Origin of the sequence: Pseudoalteromonas sp. Ld19, assembly GCF_045064135.1 — a bacterium.
Taxonomy (GTDB): Bacteria; Pseudomonadota; Gammaproteobacteria; order Enterobacterales; family Alteromonadaceae; genus Pseudoalteromonas; species Pseudoalteromonas aliena.
Genome location: NZ_JBISHA010000008.1, coordinates 24,453 through 41,238, shown reverse-complemented (window position 1 = coordinate 41,238; position 16,786 = coordinate 24,453). Strand labels below are relative to the sequence as shown.

Annotated in this window: 17 protein-coding genes; 6 read left to right on the top strand and 11 right to left on the bottom strand. The window is 38.5% G+C overall.

The genetic code is table 11. The annotated features are described in order from the left end of the window. Window positions 1–84: 84 nt before the first annotated feature. The gene (locus ACJJVZ_RS00250; RefSeq protein ID WP_077538786.1) at window positions 85–417 is read right to left on the bottom strand and encodes a hypothetical protein; all 333 of its coding nucleotides are present in this window, start codon (window positions 415–417) and stop codon (window positions 85–87) included. A gap of 386 nt (window positions 418–803) precedes the next feature. Further along, complete coding sequence (locus ACJJVZ_RS00245; RefSeq protein WP_138585912.1) at window positions 804–1,373, bottom strand: short-chain dehydrogenase; 570 nt, start codon at window positions 1,371–1,373, stop codon at window positions 804–806. A gap of 222 nt (window positions 1,374–1,595) precedes the next feature. Between ACJJVZ_RS00245 and arfB the strand changes: the two genes are divergently transcribed. After that, the gene (gene arfB / locus ACJJVZ_RS00240) at window positions 1,596–2,009 is read left to right on the top strand and encodes an alternative ribosome rescue aminoacyl-tRNA hydrolase ArfB (RefSeq protein WP_007376712.1); all 414 of its coding nucleotides are present in this window, start codon (window positions 1,596–1,598) and stop codon (window positions 2,007–2,009) included. Between the two features lie 637 nt (window positions 2,010–2,646). Here the strand turns inward: arfB and ACJJVZ_RS00235 are convergent. From ACJJVZ_RS00235 to ACJJVZ_RS00215, 5 genes are all read right to left on the bottom strand, one after another. Beyond that, window positions 2,647–3,696 (bottom strand): DUF2955 domain-containing protein, encoded by a 1,050-nt coding sequence (locus tag ACJJVZ_RS00235; RefSeq protein ID WP_405597092.1) that lies wholly within the window; start codon window positions 3,694–3,696, stop codon window positions 2,647–2,649. A gap of 10 nt (window positions 3,697–3,706) precedes the next feature. Continuing rightward, window positions 3,707–4,771 (bottom strand): HlyD family secretion protein, encoded by a 1,065-nt coding sequence (locus tag ACJJVZ_RS00230; protein ID WP_405597090.1) that lies wholly within the window; start codon window positions 4,769–4,771, stop codon window positions 3,707–3,709. Continuing rightward, window positions 4,761–5,246 carry a MarR family transcriptional regulator gene (locus tag ACJJVZ_RS00225; protein ID WP_182703018.1) on the bottom strand — a complete coding sequence of 162 codons (486 nt, stop codon included), beginning with the start codon at window positions 5,244–5,246 and terminating at the stop codon, window positions 4,761–4,763. Before ACJJVZ_RS00225 ends, ACJJVZ_RS00230 begins: the two co-directional genes overlap by 11 nt. 211 nt (window positions 5,247–5,457) lie before the next feature. Further along, window positions 5,458–6,342 carry a spermidine synthase gene (locus ACJJVZ_RS00220; protein WP_193156769.1) on the bottom strand — a complete coding sequence of 295 codons (885 nt, stop codon included), beginning with the start codon at window positions 6,340–6,342 and terminating at the stop codon, window positions 5,458–5,460. After that, window positions 6,335–6,958: a fused MFS/spermidine synthase gene (locus ACJJVZ_RS00215; RefSeq protein WP_077538782.1), complete on the bottom strand. Its 624-nt coding sequence runs from the start codon at window positions 6,956–6,958 to the stop codon at window positions 6,335–6,337. Before ACJJVZ_RS00215 ends, ACJJVZ_RS00220 begins: the two co-directional genes overlap by 8 nt. Window positions 6,959–7,511: 553 nt before the next feature. Here ACJJVZ_RS00215 and ACJJVZ_RS00210 point away from each other — a divergent pair. From ACJJVZ_RS00210 to ACJJVZ_RS00195, 4 genes are all read left to right on the top strand, one after another. Continuing rightward, window positions 7,512–7,967 (top strand): GNAT family N-acetyltransferase, encoded by a 456-nt coding sequence (locus ACJJVZ_RS00210; RefSeq protein WP_077535380.1) that lies wholly within the window; start codon window positions 7,512–7,514, stop codon window positions 7,965–7,967. A 504-nt stretch (window positions 7,968–8,471) separates the two neighbouring features. Further along, window positions 8,472–9,203: a hypothetical protein gene (locus ACJJVZ_RS00205; protein WP_405597087.1), complete on the top strand. Its 732-nt coding sequence runs from the start codon at window positions 8,472–8,474 to the stop codon at window positions 9,201–9,203. 2 nt (window positions 9,204–9,205) lie between these two features. Then, on the top strand, window positions 9,206–9,634 hold the full coding sequence (locus tag ACJJVZ_RS00200; RefSeq protein WP_405597085.1) for a hypothetical protein: 429 nt from the start codon (window positions 9,206–9,208) through the stop codon (window positions 9,632–9,634). 278 nt (window positions 9,635–9,912) lie between these two features. Next, window positions 9,913–10,884, top strand: a complete 972-nt coding sequence (locus tag ACJJVZ_RS00195; RefSeq protein ID WP_405597083.1) for a hypothetical protein — start codon at window positions 9,913–9,915, stop codon at window positions 10,882–10,884. 76 nt (window positions 10,885–10,960) lie between these two features. Here the strand turns inward: ACJJVZ_RS00195 and ACJJVZ_RS00190 are convergent, their stop codons facing one another. Next, window positions 10,961–11,461: a lactoylglutathione lyase family protein gene (locus ACJJVZ_RS00190; RefSeq protein WP_007583656.1), complete on the bottom strand. Its 501-nt coding sequence runs from the start codon at window positions 11,459–11,461 to the stop codon at window positions 10,961–10,963. Window positions 11,462–11,568: 107 nt separating this feature from the next. On the opposite strand from ACJJVZ_RS00190, the gene ACJJVZ_RS00185 reads away from it, so the two are divergent. Then, window positions 11,569–12,435 carry a LysR family transcriptional regulator gene (locus ACJJVZ_RS00185; RefSeq protein WP_273049133.1) on the top strand — a complete coding sequence of 289 codons (867 nt, stop codon included), beginning with the start codon at window positions 11,569–11,571 and terminating at the stop codon, window positions 12,433–12,435. 304 nt (window positions 12,436–12,739) lie between these two features. Here the strand turns inward: ACJJVZ_RS00185 and ACJJVZ_RS00180 are convergent, their stop codons facing one another. From ACJJVZ_RS00180 to ACJJVZ_RS00170, 3 genes are read right to left on the bottom strand one after another with little or no spacing between them, the layout of a single operon-like run. Further along, window positions 12,740–13,819, bottom strand: coding sequence for a heparan-alpha-glucosaminide N-acetyltransferase domain-containing protein (locus ACJJVZ_RS00180; protein WP_405597081.1), 1,080 nt, complete (start codon window positions 13,817–13,819; stop codon window positions 12,740–12,742). After that, window positions 13,803–14,441: a hypothetical protein gene (locus ACJJVZ_RS00175; RefSeq protein WP_405597079.1), complete on the bottom strand. Its 639-nt coding sequence runs from the start codon at window positions 14,439–14,441 to the stop codon at window positions 13,803–13,805. The genes ACJJVZ_RS00180 and ACJJVZ_RS00175 overlap by 17 nt, the downstream gene beginning before the upstream one ends. Then, window positions 14,434–16,782: a GNAT family N-acetyltransferase gene (locus tag ACJJVZ_RS00170; protein WP_405597077.1), complete on the bottom strand. Its 2,349-nt coding sequence runs from the start codon at window positions 16,780–16,782 to the stop codon at window positions 14,434–14,436. The genes ACJJVZ_RS00175 and ACJJVZ_RS00170 overlap by 8 nt, the downstream gene beginning before the upstream one ends. Between the last annotated feature and the right edge of the window lie 4 nt (window positions 16,783–16,786).

Genomic DNA, 16,786 nt, shown 5'->3' with positions numbered 1-16,786 from the left:
AACATTGGAACGACTTATACAAATTGCCTTAAATGAGCGTGCTATTTAGCGCTTGAAATAAGCATACTTTAAATAAGATTAGTATTATTGAGCTGTAAAGTATGTCGTTTGTGAGTGACCATTTTTGTCGAGATACGTTGTGCACTTTATTTCGCAACGCGCACCCGCCGATTCAGCAAGCCAATTGGATTGAGGCTGTTTTTTTAAGTAACAAGCCGAATAAAAAGCATCTTCTTTTTGTGCGGAAACTAAAATACAGCGAGCATAGTAACCAAGTTGTAACTCTTTAATTGGAAAAATTTGCTCTTGAGCAATAACCCCCGCACTAAATGTCTGGCTGGATTTTGCATAAGCAGATAAAGAAATATACGTGATACTCACCAATAATATACTAATAAATACATACCATCGCTTCATGTTATTACCCAAAAAAATAAGCATGTTACAAGTGTAGATGCAAACAAGTTAGTTCGTTAATTTATAAATAATTTTCTAGCTGATACGCACTCGCTAAATTAGGCTGAGCAGAACGCTTAATACCAATCTGCTTATATATGGGGTCTATTTAACGTTAAGAAAATTACGCTAGAACTAGGCAAAAATTTTTGTATCTAGTTTTTCTAAATAAAAAATTTTTAACGACGTTATAGTGCAATTTAATTCGTTAAATTGATCAAAGATTTATGCAGTTTGGTGTAAGGCAAAGCATAAACTTTGTAATCACTTGCTGTTATTAAAAGATATTATATAGGTAGAAACCAAAAAGGCGGCAAATGCCACCTTTTTATATAAAGCAATACAGCTTATAAAAGAGCGAAAAGCTTTTTAAGTTGCGGCATGTATTCACTCACAAGCTCAAGATTACTTTCGCTAACGACTGGCTCACTCGATTTAGCGGCACTTGATGCATTGCCTAGTGACCCCATTAACGAACTAGCGCCTTTATCTTTAACGCTTTTCATACTTTGAAAACCACCCATTAATTTATTAGCGGTTTCTTTGTTTTCGTCAGATAAACCCGACTTAAGGTTTTCAATGTAAGCCATAGACACTTCTGAACCAACAGTAATTAGCTGCTCTGGTGTAAAACCGTAACGACTCGTCACACCTTCAAAACTTTTATACAAGTCGTACTCTTTAATCATACTTAGTGCACTGTTAGCTAACGAACTTTGCTCTGATGTTGTTTGATCAGCAGATGCACCTAACATGCTTCCTAAATCAATACCTTTTAAAGAATCTTGAGCGCTCGCCCAGCTTGTTACCGCTGGTAGTGCTTTCATGTAGCTTTGTAAATCACCTTCGGTGATGTCTTTTGCAAAACCAGAGAAGCTCATTGCTAACAAACTAAGTGATACGAGTATTTTTTTCATATGGGTATTTCCTATTATCGGGGGCTATTTTATAAAGCCCTAAATAAATAGGGCAGTTCAATTAGAAACTAAATACCTGCATGTGCCAACACAAAACAATACATTAGCGAATTTTACAGTACAATTCATGGAAGTTAACGAAAGTACTAGGATTTTAGTTGATTCACCCTAAGTCTATGTGCAGGTGATATAATGCATTTTTAACAACGAGAGCTAAATACAATGTTAACAATTTCAAATACAGTCACAATTGATGAGTGGGAGCTAGAGCTAACCGCTATTCGCTCTCAGGGTGCCGGTGGTCAAAATGTTAACAAGGTAGCAAGTGCTATACATTTACGTTTTGACATTAACCGCTCTAAATTACCTGACTTTTACAAAGAACGCTTACTCGCTTTAAAAGATTCTAGAATAACTAAAGATGGCGTGTTAATCATTAAAGCGCAAAGTCATCGTACACAAGAGCTTAATCGAGACGATGCACTTAAACGTTTAAAAGACCTTATTTTAAGCGCGACAGTAGTAAACAAGGCTCGAAGAGCCACCAAGCCAAGTCGAAACTCTCAACGTAAACGCATGGATAAAAAAACCAAACACGGCCAAAATAAAGCATTGCGTGGCAGTGTGAAAATTTAACATGTAAACGCGAAGCCTTTAAATAACTCAATAATTAGAAGCCTTGCTTCTCACGTGAGCAAGCTCTACGTCTACAAAATTTGCAACCTTATTAACTGGTAGACGTGCAACTTGCTGACATGTAAACGCGAAGCCTTTAAATAACTCAATAATTAGAAGCCTTGCTTCTTACGTGAACAAGCTCTACGTCTACAAATGTGCATATTTACTGACTGGTAGACGCATAGCTTGCTGGCGTGTAAAAACGCAGTTTTTAAAATAACTCAATAATTAGAAGCCTTGCTTCTTACGTGAGCAAGCTCTACGTCTACAAATGTGCAACCTTTTTGACTGGTAGACGCATAGCTTGCTGGCGTGTAAAAACGTAGTTTTTAAAATAACTCAATAATTAGAAGCTTTGCTTCTTACGTGAGTAAGCTCTACGTCTACAAAATTTGCATATTTACTGACTGATAGACACGCAGCCTATTGCCGTGTAAAAACGCAGTTTTTAAAATAACTCAATAATTAGAAGCTTTGCTTCTCACGCGAGCAAGCTCTACGTCTACAAAATTTGCAACCTTTTTGACTGGTAGACGCACAGCTTGCTGGCGTGTAAAAACGCAGTTTTTAAAATGGCCTAATAATTAAAATTTATTTAATCAAAGGTATGATGGCGCGTTGCACTAAAACGATTAAGCAAATGATGCATAACATATACAGCACATAAACTTAAAATAATCGCCACCGATACCGAACTAAATCGATACAACGCACTGTAAATTAAGTCTTGCCCTGGGCCTAATGACTGACCAAATAAAATACCAAATGTGGTTAATACACCAAATCCTATACCAGGTATACCGCCGCCTAAAATATGAAACCGTGCAAATACAAACGATAAAATCCACAATATAGCCGCCGGAAATAGTAAAAAATCGGTGTGATTGTACAAAAACAACTGCGATAACATCGCGGCATTACAACCAATCAATGTACCAGTCGCACGTTGCCAGCCTGCCATACCTGCTGCTTTCCAACACAATGAAAATAAAATAAGTACTGAGGCCGCTTGTGCTGAAATTGAATCTTGTAAATCAAGCACCTGAAAAACTACAAACGAAAGCGTTGCCACACTGGCGCATAGTAATACTTCGTGGCGGATGCTTTCTTTAGGTTTAGCTGGCATTACTCGCCCAGGGCGTGCGGTTACATCTGGAAACACCCCATGCATTATCGCGGCAATAATTACGGTTAAAATAATAGCCAAACCGTTACTTAAAATCAGCGGGTAGATACTACTACCTTGATCAACATAGCTCGAAAAATGCAGTTGAATTGAAAGGCTAACCACGCCTAAAGCACCAAATAAAAAGGCGCTACCGCGACTCATTTTATGAAATAAAAAACAAAATATGCCAAATACAAGTAGCGTCATAACGACAGGCAAGTGAGAAAATAGCCCCTGTATTATAAGCACTATAAATGCACTAAAAGCCGCCGACGCTATAAATTGGTTAATAACGTCACGGCTTAAGGTAGGTACCATGCCGAGTAACAACATAGGATAAACAGTAAAAAATATACCGTTTGGCCAATTCATCAATTTACTAATAGCAAAACCAATAGTGCATCCGCCGGCAATACGCAGTGCTTGGCGAAGGCCATTAGAATCTAATTGTGGGCCTTGGCTAACAACTTGAGTCATACCTTCTCCATTAATAAATGTAGTGCAACCAACTAATAAACCTAATTTGCGCTGCGCCAAACCACTGCCCAATAGCTGACTCTGGCAGTAATTGCACTGTAGCACGTGCACCACTTGGCATATTTTCAATTAAACTTTGATTGTTAACTAATGTTAGATGAATACGTTGACGCTGCGCATCACGCACCCAACGGTTACTAGTCTCAGTAGTACTTAATAAGCCATTGGCACTTAATTGACCATTACTGACACCGGCCTCAAATGTTTCAAGTGTTGCATCGTAAACCTCTCCTGGGCGACTATCAAAAACGACTTTGGCTAGGCTACCGCGCTTCATGTGCAGAAGTGACTTTTCTCTAAAATCGGCAACTAAGTCCGCTTTTTTAGCCACAATCGCTAATAACGGTTTACCTGCAACGGCATATGCACCATCAAGCAATTGTAAGTTAGCAACTATGCCATCACTCAAGGCACGCACTTGCGTATACGATAAATTTAACTCGGCTTGTGCTAACTGATTTGCAGCATGGCGCATTGCTAAATTTTGCTCACCCAACTCACCACGGGCTAAAATAGCTTCTGCTAATTGCGCCTCATACGCTGCTACATTGGCTTTGCTTGCTTGATAATTAGCACGAATGCTTTCAAGCTTTTGCTCTGATATAGAGTTTTGTTTGTAGAGTCTTTCGCCTCGACTTTTTAGTAATTTTTGCTCATGTTGTTTAGCTTTTGCTGCACTTATTTGCGCTTCAAGTGCTTTAACATTTGTATCGAGTCGCTTGTTTTGTAATTTAGCATCGTCAAGCGCCAGCTGAGCCTGTTCGTACGCTAAATTATAAGGACCTGGGTCAATGTCAAACAATACATCACCAGACTTTACAGGTTGGTTGTTACTTACTAACACATTGGTTACTCGACCACTTATTTGTGGTGATATTTGCACAACAGGATGATATACGCGCGCTTGAGGTGTTACAGGTAAAAAAATATCAGCCATTAAATAATAAATAAACACTAAAGCAAACCCAATGAGGGAGAGTCTTACATAGCGGGCAAATTTTTGATCAGGTGTCATTTTTAGCCTTTGCTTGAGAGTTAATGCAATTTAGAGCGTTTTCTTCCATTTTTACCAAACCGTATGCCATCGCATCTAACTGTGCATGGCTAAAACCGCTATATAATTGTGCTTTAATATCTGTTATTCGCTCATTTAAGGTGTATAAAATACTGCGACCTTGCTCGGTAAAATAAAGTTTTTTACTGCGTTTATCGTGCTCATCTACACGGCGCACAATCAGCGATTGCTCTTCTAACTGTTTAAGTGTGCGGGTAAGCGACGGCATCTCTATGCCTAAACTCTGTGCCAGTGCTAACTGAGTAATGCCTTCTTTGAGCATATTTATATGCATTAGGGCTGTCCAGCGCGACTGCGTTAACCCTAAAGGCTCAACAGCAATAGTTATCGCCTCACGGCATAAGCGGTGCACACGGCCCATATTGCCGCAAAGTGTTAAATCAAGAGTTTCATAAAATGGAATGTTTTTAACCATAGCGCGCTTAATTAGTTAGCAGGCTAACTATAATATCACTACTTAATAAACAACGTAAATATATTAGTTAAAAATGAATTAAAGATGTGTAGTAAGAAATATAAGCGAGGTATAAAACCTCACCTAAATAAAAATAAACGCCATACTTGTCGGTGCTATTTTACATCGCGCTCAAGTAACTAATTTATTATTTACAGCTTTATAAAGCATCTTAAAAATTAAGTAGGTTGGCTGGCGAGTATTGATCGGTGAGTACTTTGGTATCAGCAGGCCAATCTTGACCGTCTTTTGTAAAATACATAAATTCGCTAATTGCTTTTATATCAATGCCGTATTTTGCCAAACGAAGCTCAAGTATTTTAACCCGTGCCTTTATTTGCTCGTTAGTAGGCGGCGCTTTAAGTCCCGCTAAAATAATACGATTACTGCGATTTTCACGGCTTACATTTATAAAATCGCCAAATACAGCGTGGTAAGTTGCCGATTCATGCTCGTATAGTTTACTGCTAGAAAACGTATTAGCAGCAATTATACCGCCGTCGGCCAATACACTTTGTACTTCTTCAAAAAACTCTTTAGTGAGTAAATGCTCTGGAATATAGTCGCCATTAAAGGCATCTAAAATAATCCAATCGTATTGTTGTTTTTTTATTGCAGCGCGCTTTATAAAAATACGACCATCTTGAACGCTTGATGTCACCAAATCATTTTCTATAAAGTTAAAGTAGTCGCGGGCAACTTTAGTCACTGCGGGGTCTATTTCTACATTATGAATTTTTGCCTCTGGATATAGTTCATGAATAACATTAGAAAGCGTACCGCCACCTAACCCTATAATAAGTACATTTTTAGGATTATCGGCTACTAAAAGACTGGAAAAAGTAAGTTTAGTGTAGTTAAAAACAAGTTTGTCGGGGTCATTTTTGTACATGCAGCTTTGGCTTGTTTGACTGCTTTTAGTATTAAATTTAAGACAACGTAGGTCCCGAGTTTCTTCAACAATAATATTACGGTAAAGCGAGCGCTCTTCATGAATAACTTTGCTAAACGTCGATCCCGAAAACACGATTAACGGCAGTAAAAAATATTTAAGCATGGGCAAGTTCCTTATTACTCGCCAAGGTATTAATAACCATAGCCACCAAACCTAACGACCCTAGTGTCAAAGCAAAAGCGCCAATAATGGTATTTACGTCAAACGCGAGTACAAAGTAAAAAGAAGTGATAATAGTACCCAGCGCACTGCCAAGCGTACTTACAAAGTATAAACGGCCCGCTACTTGACCACTTTTATCACTATCGGTTACCAGTAAGCGTACAGAGTAGGGCGAAATCATGCCTAAAATAACGGTTGGAATAAAAAATAATGCCGTTGAAGCTAACAGCGAACCATAGCGGCTATCTTCAATATGCGTGAATATAAACTCCATTATTGGCTGCGAAAATAACGTAATAGGCACCACCATAATACTGGCGACTAAAAATATTAAACCATATTTAGTAAGCGATGCATTTTTAGTACTTAACTTACCGCCAAGTAAATAGCCAAATGATAAACTGAGCATAAACACCGTTATTATGCTGCCCCAAATATGTACACTGCTCCCAAAAAAAGGCGCAAGTATTCGCCCTCCTAAAAGCTCAATCCCCATAATGCAAAAACCACTGCAAAAGGCTAAAAAATAAATTAATGCGTTTGTTTTTAAAGTCATGTAATTATCGTTTTGTAACTTAATAGAGCTCCATACTAACGTGATGTAAACATGCCCGCTAGTATAAAAACCACTCAATAAAAACCTTTAAAAGCAAATTCGCCGTGTTTAATAATAGCGGCGCGCAACAAGGGAACTCAGTAATAACCTAAGTTTGTCGTGGCTAAACTCATAGCGCAGGCAAAAGTAACTCGTCGTAAATGTTTTAGAGTAATCGTTACTTAATAAAAAAAATACGATCGTGTTGAGCTACCCAGCACTATGATTTTTGGTGGTATTTATATAACGTCTTCATGCTAAAGCGATAAGCCGACATTGCTCCTAACTAAATGCAATAATTAATTGGATAAACAAACGGTTGTGTGCTTACATATTTAGGGAAATGAGCAAGGGACACATCTTGTTCCATTTAGCTTTGCCTAAAAATAATTAAAAACTCAGTAATAGCAATATCTTAGGTGATTTATTAAAACTATATAAAGTAGAAAAGTGAGCGTTACATCGGCAGAAATATGCACGAACGCGATAAATTGTTAGCAGCATAGGGAATTACATGACCATTAGAGAGGCTATTCAGAACGATGCAAGTCAAATTAGTTTACTAATTTCAACACTAGCTGAAAAGTATATTTTGCCTAGTTGTTCGAATGAAGGTGGTAAATTATTGCTTGCTTCAATGGCACCGGATTCTATCAAACAGTATATTAATGATGGCTATCAATACCATGTTGTTGAATATGATAGCAGAGTCATCGGAGTAATAGGTATCAAGAATAATTGCCACCTTTATCATTTATTTGTTTCAGACTCTCACCAAGGCAGAGGATTATCTAAAAAGCTTTGGTTGCACGCAAAAAATATTTGTCATCAAAATGGCAATGAAGGTGTTTTTACTGTTAATTCGGCCTTAAATGCTAAGAATGTATATCTTAAGTTAGGTTTCACACCTACCGGTGAAGTAAGAGAAAAATCAGGTATTAAAGATATACCCATGAAAATTTACTGCTAACCGAGTAGCTGGAGGGCTCTAACCTCCAGCCCACATAACACCCGTCATGCGCTTTTTATTAGCAGGAAGTGTAATGAGCGGTTCGCCTCCTGTAATGAAAGACCAATAAACAATACACCCATGCTAAATTTTGCACTTTTTAATCAGGGGGCTGTACTGTTCCTTCAACTAGCGTGGTTGTCTGGTTTAGTAATTATACCTTCTAAGATATCAATTAAAACAATATCAAACTCTTTTTATATTCTGCGTAAAAGTACAGTAATCGATTGAACCAGAATAGGAACTCAGTTATGGTTAAACCATTAATGAAAATGAGTTAATCGGCAGACTCGTTAGGACTGTAGAATTTCTCTTTGTAAGGCAAACAGCTTGTTTTATGGGTTTCAAATGCATTACTAAATGCTTTAAAAAGCTTAGAGTTAACTAAAAGAGCTCGTTTTAAATTAAATTTGGCTCTAGTTAAATCAGACTACCCACTACTTAAAATTAACTAAAGGATTAGTAATGTCTACCATTTCTATTGTAGCAAGAAAAAAAGCACTCGATTTATATCTCAATCATCAAAATGAGGTTGGCTCTGAACTTAAAAAAAAATACCCAAAGCAATATGAAAAATATGAATCTACAGATTGTATTACTTATGTCCTAAATGTCCTCTCGTATGCCTATAAGGAAGTTGGGAATAATCAAATGGCAAAAGACATTTGGTTTATGGGGAAAGAAAATAGGCAAGCCGACTTTAAAGGAACCATTCTAGCAAAACGCTTAGTTAATAATAAAAATTGGACTGGAATATATGTTTCTCCTGATAGTATTCATCCAACCGATGGTGATAAAGAACATACATTTGCTGCAGTTATGGCTAAAAGAAACTGTACATTTAGCCCTGATAAAGTTCCTTTAAAACATCGAGTAGTAAACTATAAACCAACGTCTAAAAACGATCCTAAATTTCAATCTTTGTATCCTAATTTTGGAGTTTCTACGCTTAATGAAATTGACTATAAAGTACTAGAGAAGATCCCTTTCGGTTTTGGCCTTTCTCGGGGAGGGATGCATTGTTGGATATTTGTGGAAGGTTTTGTGTATGAAGTTCACTGGGACTCTATAGGCTCTGGTTTGTATGAGAAAACAGCATTAAGAGACTTCCCTTGGCTTTCAAGCGCCATATTTGTACCAAATGATATTGGCGCAAATCTTAACCTGGCTAAATTAAAATGTGCTTTAGGTGCCTAAAGATGAAATATATAGTTAATATTTGTCTAAGTTTAGTATTCATTCTTAATGGCTGCTCTACTTATGCCGAAGATCGAAAGCAATCATTAGTTTTGCCATATTCTGCTTTTGGACCACCAACAATGAGCGGGACCCTCATAGGAGTTGAGTGGTTTCAGTGGCTTCCTCATGGAGAATCTAGACCTAGAGAATACGATATTAATGTTATAATTTACCGTGAGATCCCACTGAAAGATGTGAAAAATCTCTACCCTATATCACAAAAGAAAAGCGTTGATTATAGATATATTAGTTACTCAGATGCTGTATCTTATTTTGATCACAATATAACTGAGGTAATAAGGATGAAAAAAGAAGGGTATCCAATGGGAAGTCTTTCAGAGGAGTTAAAATCCGTTAAAATTCAAATAATAAATGAGTTAGGTGACTGACCTTTTATAGAGGTGGAGTGCATAACAACACGCCCTGAGGTGGACAGCAAGCGCTAAAGCTCACTTTCCACCGCAAATTTTAACAGCGGTGCTCACTTACTTTTCAAAGCGAAAAAATTTATCAATGCCCCCTAAATACCGTGAGTTTAATACAGGCGTAGTTACTTTTCTTCCTAAGCTAGTTTTATTTATATAATTAAATTTTTGAAGTATTAAAGTATAAGTAAGACACACATCTTCATTACCAGAATTACATTCATCTTGCTAAGGTAAGTGGTTTGAAAAACAATAACATGCATAAGCTAGGGTGGGTTTATCTATCTATATTTTTAATAGCCTCTCTACTGTTATGTACTCTCGGTTATTTTTACAATAAAGCGTCGGATCCACCGACTTCAGCAGAGCAAACCTCTAATTATTTAACTGTATTACCTCAAAAAACTCCTAAAAAAGCAGTCAATACTGACTTACTGACCAACAAAAAGGTGACTAACAGTGCCCTTTCATCAAGCGAAGGTAAGTATCAGCGAGTTATTATGACCAGACCGCAATGGAAACTTCAAGGGGAGTTTAGGGAGCACTTTAAACGCTTACAAGCGGCAGCAAACGATGGTGATAACGAAGCAAAATATATCATCGCTACAAACTTAAGGTATTGTTTGTCGGCACCAATTGATGACAACGCTCTACAAGCTGAGTTAGAACAAATCTCTCAGTACAGTGATGTCGGCGAAGCTGCTGATAGTAAAATAGAAAAGTTTGATTATTGTAAGGGCATTAATAGTATTGAGCGTCACCAATTTTATGCGTATTTAGAAGATGCAGCGAAAAATGGGTTTGTCGCCGCACAAGAGTCATTTGTTAATCTAACGGCTGAGTTTTTTATGAAGTCGCAAGGTTTTTCGACACTAAAACGCGCTGAGTTCATTCAAAAAAGGGATAATTTTAATAAACAAAAAATAGTATTTTTAGAATACGCTGCTCAACATGGTAGTGAAAAAGCATTAATCGCTTTATCTAATGTGTATTATTCACAGCAACTTGGTGAAAAAAGTTTTGCAAAGTCTTACGCGCTAAACCGATTAATTATGGAAATCACCAATAATAATGATATTTATAATCGCTATGCGTGGTTTGAGCAGCGACAGTATCCGCAACTTAGCGAAAGTGAACTTGCCAGTGCAAATGAAATAATAGAGCAGTGGAGCGCGATCATAAATAAAAACGGCACCGTATACCCTCACGATTAGTAAAAATAAAAGCGCTATAACTGAAAAAAAGGCCGCAGTAATAAATACGGCGGCCTTTGTTTTTAGCTAAATGCTTTTAATAAGCGCCTGCGCTGTATATAAGCTCGTAGCTGTGGCTGTAAATTTCAAGGATGTTGCCAAACGGGTCTTCCATGTAGATCATGCGGTATGGCTTTTCGCCAGGGTAGTAATAGCGCGGGGCTTGCATACGTTTTTTACCGCCAGCTTCTACAATACGCTCAGCTAAGCCTTCTACATCAGGGTCTTGAACACAGAAATGGAAGATGCCTGTTTTCCAGTATTCAAAGTTATCTTTTGGGTTTTCTTGGTTTTTAAATTCAAAAATTTCTACACCAATACGATCGCCTGTTGAAAGGTGCGCTATTTTGAATTTTTCCCATTTTTCACCAAATACTTCGGTACACATTTCGCCAATGGGGCTTTTGTCTTCGGTTATTAAAGTGGGTTCCATTATTGTGTACCAACCCATAACCTTAGTGTAAAACTCAACGGCTTTTTCAACGTCGGGGACCGAAATACCAATGTGCGAAAAACTACGTGGGTATGTATGACTCATAATGCTTCCTCTTTAACTTATCTTGTGACTAGTTGATGGAGTTAGTTTACGAACTGAACAACATTAAGTAAAATTATCATTAATCATCATTTTGAGTACGTTTTGTAATGATAAATCCGACATGGTTAAACACATTTTGCACCTTGGTTGAGGTAAATCACTTTACTCAAACGGCTGAACGCTTATTTATGACGCAGTCTGGCGTAAGCCAGCATATTAAAAAGCTAGAGCAACAAGTTAACTGCGCTTTACTTGAGCGCCACGGTAAGCAGTTTTCGCTCACCGTGCATGGACAAAACTTATATCAGCAAGGCAGTTTGTTATTAAAAGAATGGCAATTTTTAGAACAACAATTAAAAGATGATTTGCCTTACAGCGGGCTGGTAAAAATACAATCACCGGGGAGTTGTGGGCTACAATTTTACAGCCAGTTATTAGCGCTACAAGCTACGCACCCAAAGCTAACTATTGATTACCGCTTTGCACCAAACACAAGTGTAGAGCAAGCCGTGGCAAACTATAGCGCCGATATAGGTTTTTTAACCCAAATGCCGACGCTTAGTGAAGTTACCAGCCACAAAATAGGCGAAGAAGCTTTATTATTAGTGACCCCCGCAAATATTGAAAACCCAACGTGGGAGGTTTTATGCGAGCTTGGCTTTATTGGCCACCCCGATGCAAAACACCATGCACAGCTTTTACTTAGCGAAAACTACAGTGAATTTGAACATGTTGATCAAATAAAGCAGACGGGGTTTTCTAACCAAATAAGTTTAATATTGGAACCTGTAAGTTTAGGGCTAGGCTTTACCGTTTTACCTGCTCATGCAGTTAGTGCATTTAATAAACCTGCGCTTATAAAAACGCACCATTTAGCCAACCCAATTAGCGAGAATATTTATGTGTGCCATCATCGCAATAGGCCAATGGCAAAGCGCATGCACACAGTTATCGAATCGATAAAAACAAACTAGGGCGTGTTGACCTTTAGTGGTTGAATTTGCAGCAGTGTGTTTGGTATTTAAGCAAGGCAGAGCCTGTGATGTGTGGTTGTTCCCCATAAATAGGCGATAACGCAGCATAAATGCCAAACATGCGCTGCCCTTTGGGTTCTTTATAGGGACGATTAACTCTTTGTTGCTCGGTTTTTACTTAGCCCACTAGGTTACAAACCTCGCGCCACGATTAAATCGCCCCTAGATTGAACAAATTTCAATCCACAAAGGTCAACACGCCCTAGGGCGCTTAAAGTCGCGCCCGTAAAGCCCCTTTACAGTTTTAAGCAGTGCGTTTAGTTTTTTGCATAACGCCTATAGTAGTGCGTTTGCTTTGCAAATAGAGTTTATGTACTGCAAAGGTAAGTAAACTCACAAGCACCATTAAGTACAACGTTGGCCAAAGCGTAAGAGTATGGTAACCAAATACTCCCATCAGCCAGCAAATAAGTACCCATTGAATAACATAAAGAGCCGTTACATGTTTGCTCGCATATAAAAGAGCACGTGTAATAGGTCCACTACTTTTATTGGCAAATAGGTATTGTAATAACGCAAGTGCACATAAATTTAAACCGATTAAATAACTAATGCCCCCACCGTTTAAATGAAAGAAATTCCCAAACTGACCTTTAAAATCAACGGCTAGCCAAGCAGCACCAACAATAAGTAAAGCTCCACCAAGCCAAGTACATACTTTGTATAAGTATTGCTCATCCTTTTGCTTTTGCTGATATATTCGCCCTAGAACATAGCCCGTTAATATGGCGCTTATCCATGGAAATACCGGAAAGTATACTTGATAATTATTAGCAAAAAACACATCACTTACATAGGGTAAAAGCGCAAATTGAGACCCTCTAACAAACTCACTACTTAATGCAATCGCAACAGCTAAAGTGGCAATCCAATGTGTTTTCCAGCGCGCAATATTAAGCACTGCAAACAGGAGTAAACTAACACCGGCAAGCTGTAAAATATCACCCGTTAGTAACATAAATTTTAGTTGCTCTGAATTTAAAGGGCTTTGCCATCCGTAAGCATTAATAAATGACTCAGGCATAGTGTTAAACACCTCAATAGGCAGCCAAAATTTAGCCGCGTTCATAATATACCCAAGTAACAATAATTGAACGCCGCGCTTTGCTAAAAGCCATGGCGCTTGTCTGCGCGAAAGCGCCATTGAGATCCCCATTGCGACTAAAAAAGACGCCGTGCCTTTTCCTAATATGTGAATAACAGTACCAAATAGACTGCTACCTTGCAGATCTGGTGTTGCGAACATCCACAAGGTATGCACGATGATCATTATAAAAACGCTCGCACCACGGGCAAGATCGATGGTTTTAAGACGTTGGTTCATTATTTCTAGAATCCTTTTTTGGACAGGTTTGGCACTTGTCATATCCAGCCAAATAATAACGACAACACGTTAAACGCAAAGGTAAAGGCTCAAATAAAATAGTGAGATCAAATCCTTGGCAAATAAGTGAATGTAATTGCTTATGGCAGTAAGTAATATGTGTGGTGTGTGCTATAGCTAAGCTATTTGCGCGCTGTATAGCGTTATTTAATGTGTCGAGCAATAATCGCCCTTGCTCTTTTTGACTAAGCGCTAGGTCGGTATTAATCCATTGCCCTACCTGCGTGAAAAAGCGGATAAGCGCAGCAAATTGCATCTTTTTATTCGCAGTTGATGCATGGCTAAAACTTAAACCCCGACAATACGCGCCATGTAAATGCACTAAGGTGTGTGTGGGCATAACGGGACTTTGCTTTTTTGTTAACCAATAGGTGTAAGCGTAAATACTTTGCCAGCATAGCTGCAAAAATAAATGTCGACTTACAAATTGATCAGGAGCACTTGGGTAGTGCTCCTTACAACGTTGAGCTAATAAACGCACCAATGTTAAGCTAGGAACAAGGCCATTTTCAGGCTCATTACTACTAAACAAAAAGTGCGCTAGTGTACCGTGTTTAGCCATAAAGCGAAGACGCCACAGGGTTATTTAAACTTCCTGCAAACTGCAAGCTACCGGCAGGGTCTGCTAAATCAACCATTTGCTTGTTATTGCCAAGCTGTAAACGGTTTAAACATGAATGAGCAAACTCGTCACTAAAAAAGTCATACTCTTTAAATCGCTCATTTAGCGCAGGGGTTGCATGCTGATACGCTTTAACACTTTGCGATACACATTGCCAAAATTCATGCTCCGTAATGCGTTTTTCACGTACTAAAATAGCCACTAAATATCTAAAAAAGCAGCCAAACACATCAGTAAAAATACTCAATAACTCATGCTCTTTAGGCATAGTAATATGAATACGTTTTACGCCTTCAGGAAGTTGTTCATCACTGTTGAGCAGTGCTACTTCTTCGCCAATGTCTTTCATGTAAGCACCTACCGGCACTGAGTTTTTAAGCTTTAATATAAGGTTTTCGCCATGCGGCATAAACACTAATTTATGTGCGTAAAAACAATGAACTAAAGGAATAAGGTACACATTAAAGTAAGCTTGTAACCAATTGTTTGTACTCAAACCACTTTGTTCTAGCCATGCCCCGACCATACTTTGGCCGTTATTATCTAAGTGTAATAAGGCTGCCATAGTCGTTAATTGTTCATCACTGTTGAGGTTATGATTTGGGTTTTCACGCCAAAGGCATGCAAACATTTTTCGATACGCGGTATCACCCAATGCGCTTTGCTCAAACGTGTGGTGTGCGTAGCCTAGCGTAGCGTACTCTCTAAGGGCGACAAAGTTAGTCGCCTTCAGTTGTGTATCTTGACTTACTTTATCAAACACCCAATCGTTAATAAGAGGCGTTACTGCCATGTACGCACGAGAAAGCCCTCGCATAAAGCCCATATTTAAAATTGATAATGCCACTTTTAAATAAGGTTTGTGCGGGTGCGAGCTATTATATAAAGTACGAATAGATTGCTGCGCTTGATACAAGTCATCACCTTGGCCTAAATACACTAATCGCTCACTGGCCAACTCGTTGGCAAATACAACACTTAGCTTATTTTGCCATTGCCAAGGGTGTGCAGGCATTAATAGATAGTCGTCTAAATTTAGGTTTTTATTTTTTAAAGCGGCACTAAAATGATCGCGAGTAGTTAAATCAAGTTCACCGTTTATATGACTCTCGTAATCAGCAAAATATTTACTATGCGCAAATGTACACACACTTTTGTGCGCTGCTAACCAAATTACTTTAAAGTGCTTACCAACCTCTGGTGCATAGCGTAAAAAATCGCTTTTGCTAAACCCAATACGACCATTATTAGCGATAAAAGCAGGGTGCCCTTCGCTCATTGCTGATTCTATTTGTTGTAAACCTTGTTGCGCTAATTGCTCTGCACTGGTTGTATTATTTTCACGTTTAAAGCATGCACTGGCAAGTGTGGCATTCAATTCCTCAAGATACGTTGCCAAACGCTCGCCCGTTAAGCCAAGTAAAGGCCCTTGCATACTAAAAAAGCGAAGTACATCGAGTGGCTTTTGCTCGTTACTTGAGTTGTAAAAACATAAGCTTGGTTCATCTATGTCTATGTGGTTAAGCACCATAGCGCGGCCACTAAAGGTAAAATACCCTCCCTCAACATTTACTTGCCACGTTTGATTTATTTGCTCAGCTATTAAAAGGCGCTCGTGTACAAGCTCTGTTAATGCCTTGCTTTGTAAATGCCGATTAGCCCACTGCCAATGTGAATGCTTAACATAATCAGTATTTAACGGTATTAGCATTTGCGAAAATAACTGGGTGTGCCTGTCAAAAGCAGCCTTCTCGCAAAAACCTAAATAAGCTTGCTTTTTGCCAAGCTGAATGTGCTGCGTATGCACAAATCCTAAGCGTTTATTTAGGGTATGAATTTTATTATTCGCTATATCGGGTTCTACGACCACTCGCGCTGCTGCGTTGTTAGCAAAAATACTCTGTAGCACGCACTGCATCATTTCAAAACTAAAATGGCGTTTTGGTGAAGTATTTGGCGAGAGTAAAATATGCATACCCACATCGTGTTTTTGCGCTTTGTAAGCCGCTGTCATTAAACTATCTTGCGCTGGATCGTATAGCTCAACAAGCGCTAATAACTCATTATTTTGCTCTATAGCATATGCATGATGATGAGCATTACTAATAATGTCTTGATAGGCGTTACGCATTTGCTGTTCTGTTTGGTTATTCATACCCCAAAAGTGCGCATAAGGTTGCTTAAGCCAAGTACAAATAATTGACATATCAGTTGGCTGTAATAAACGTATGGTTACCTTGCCGGTATGCTCAAGCGTGGTTGAAAATGATGAAAAATACATAAAA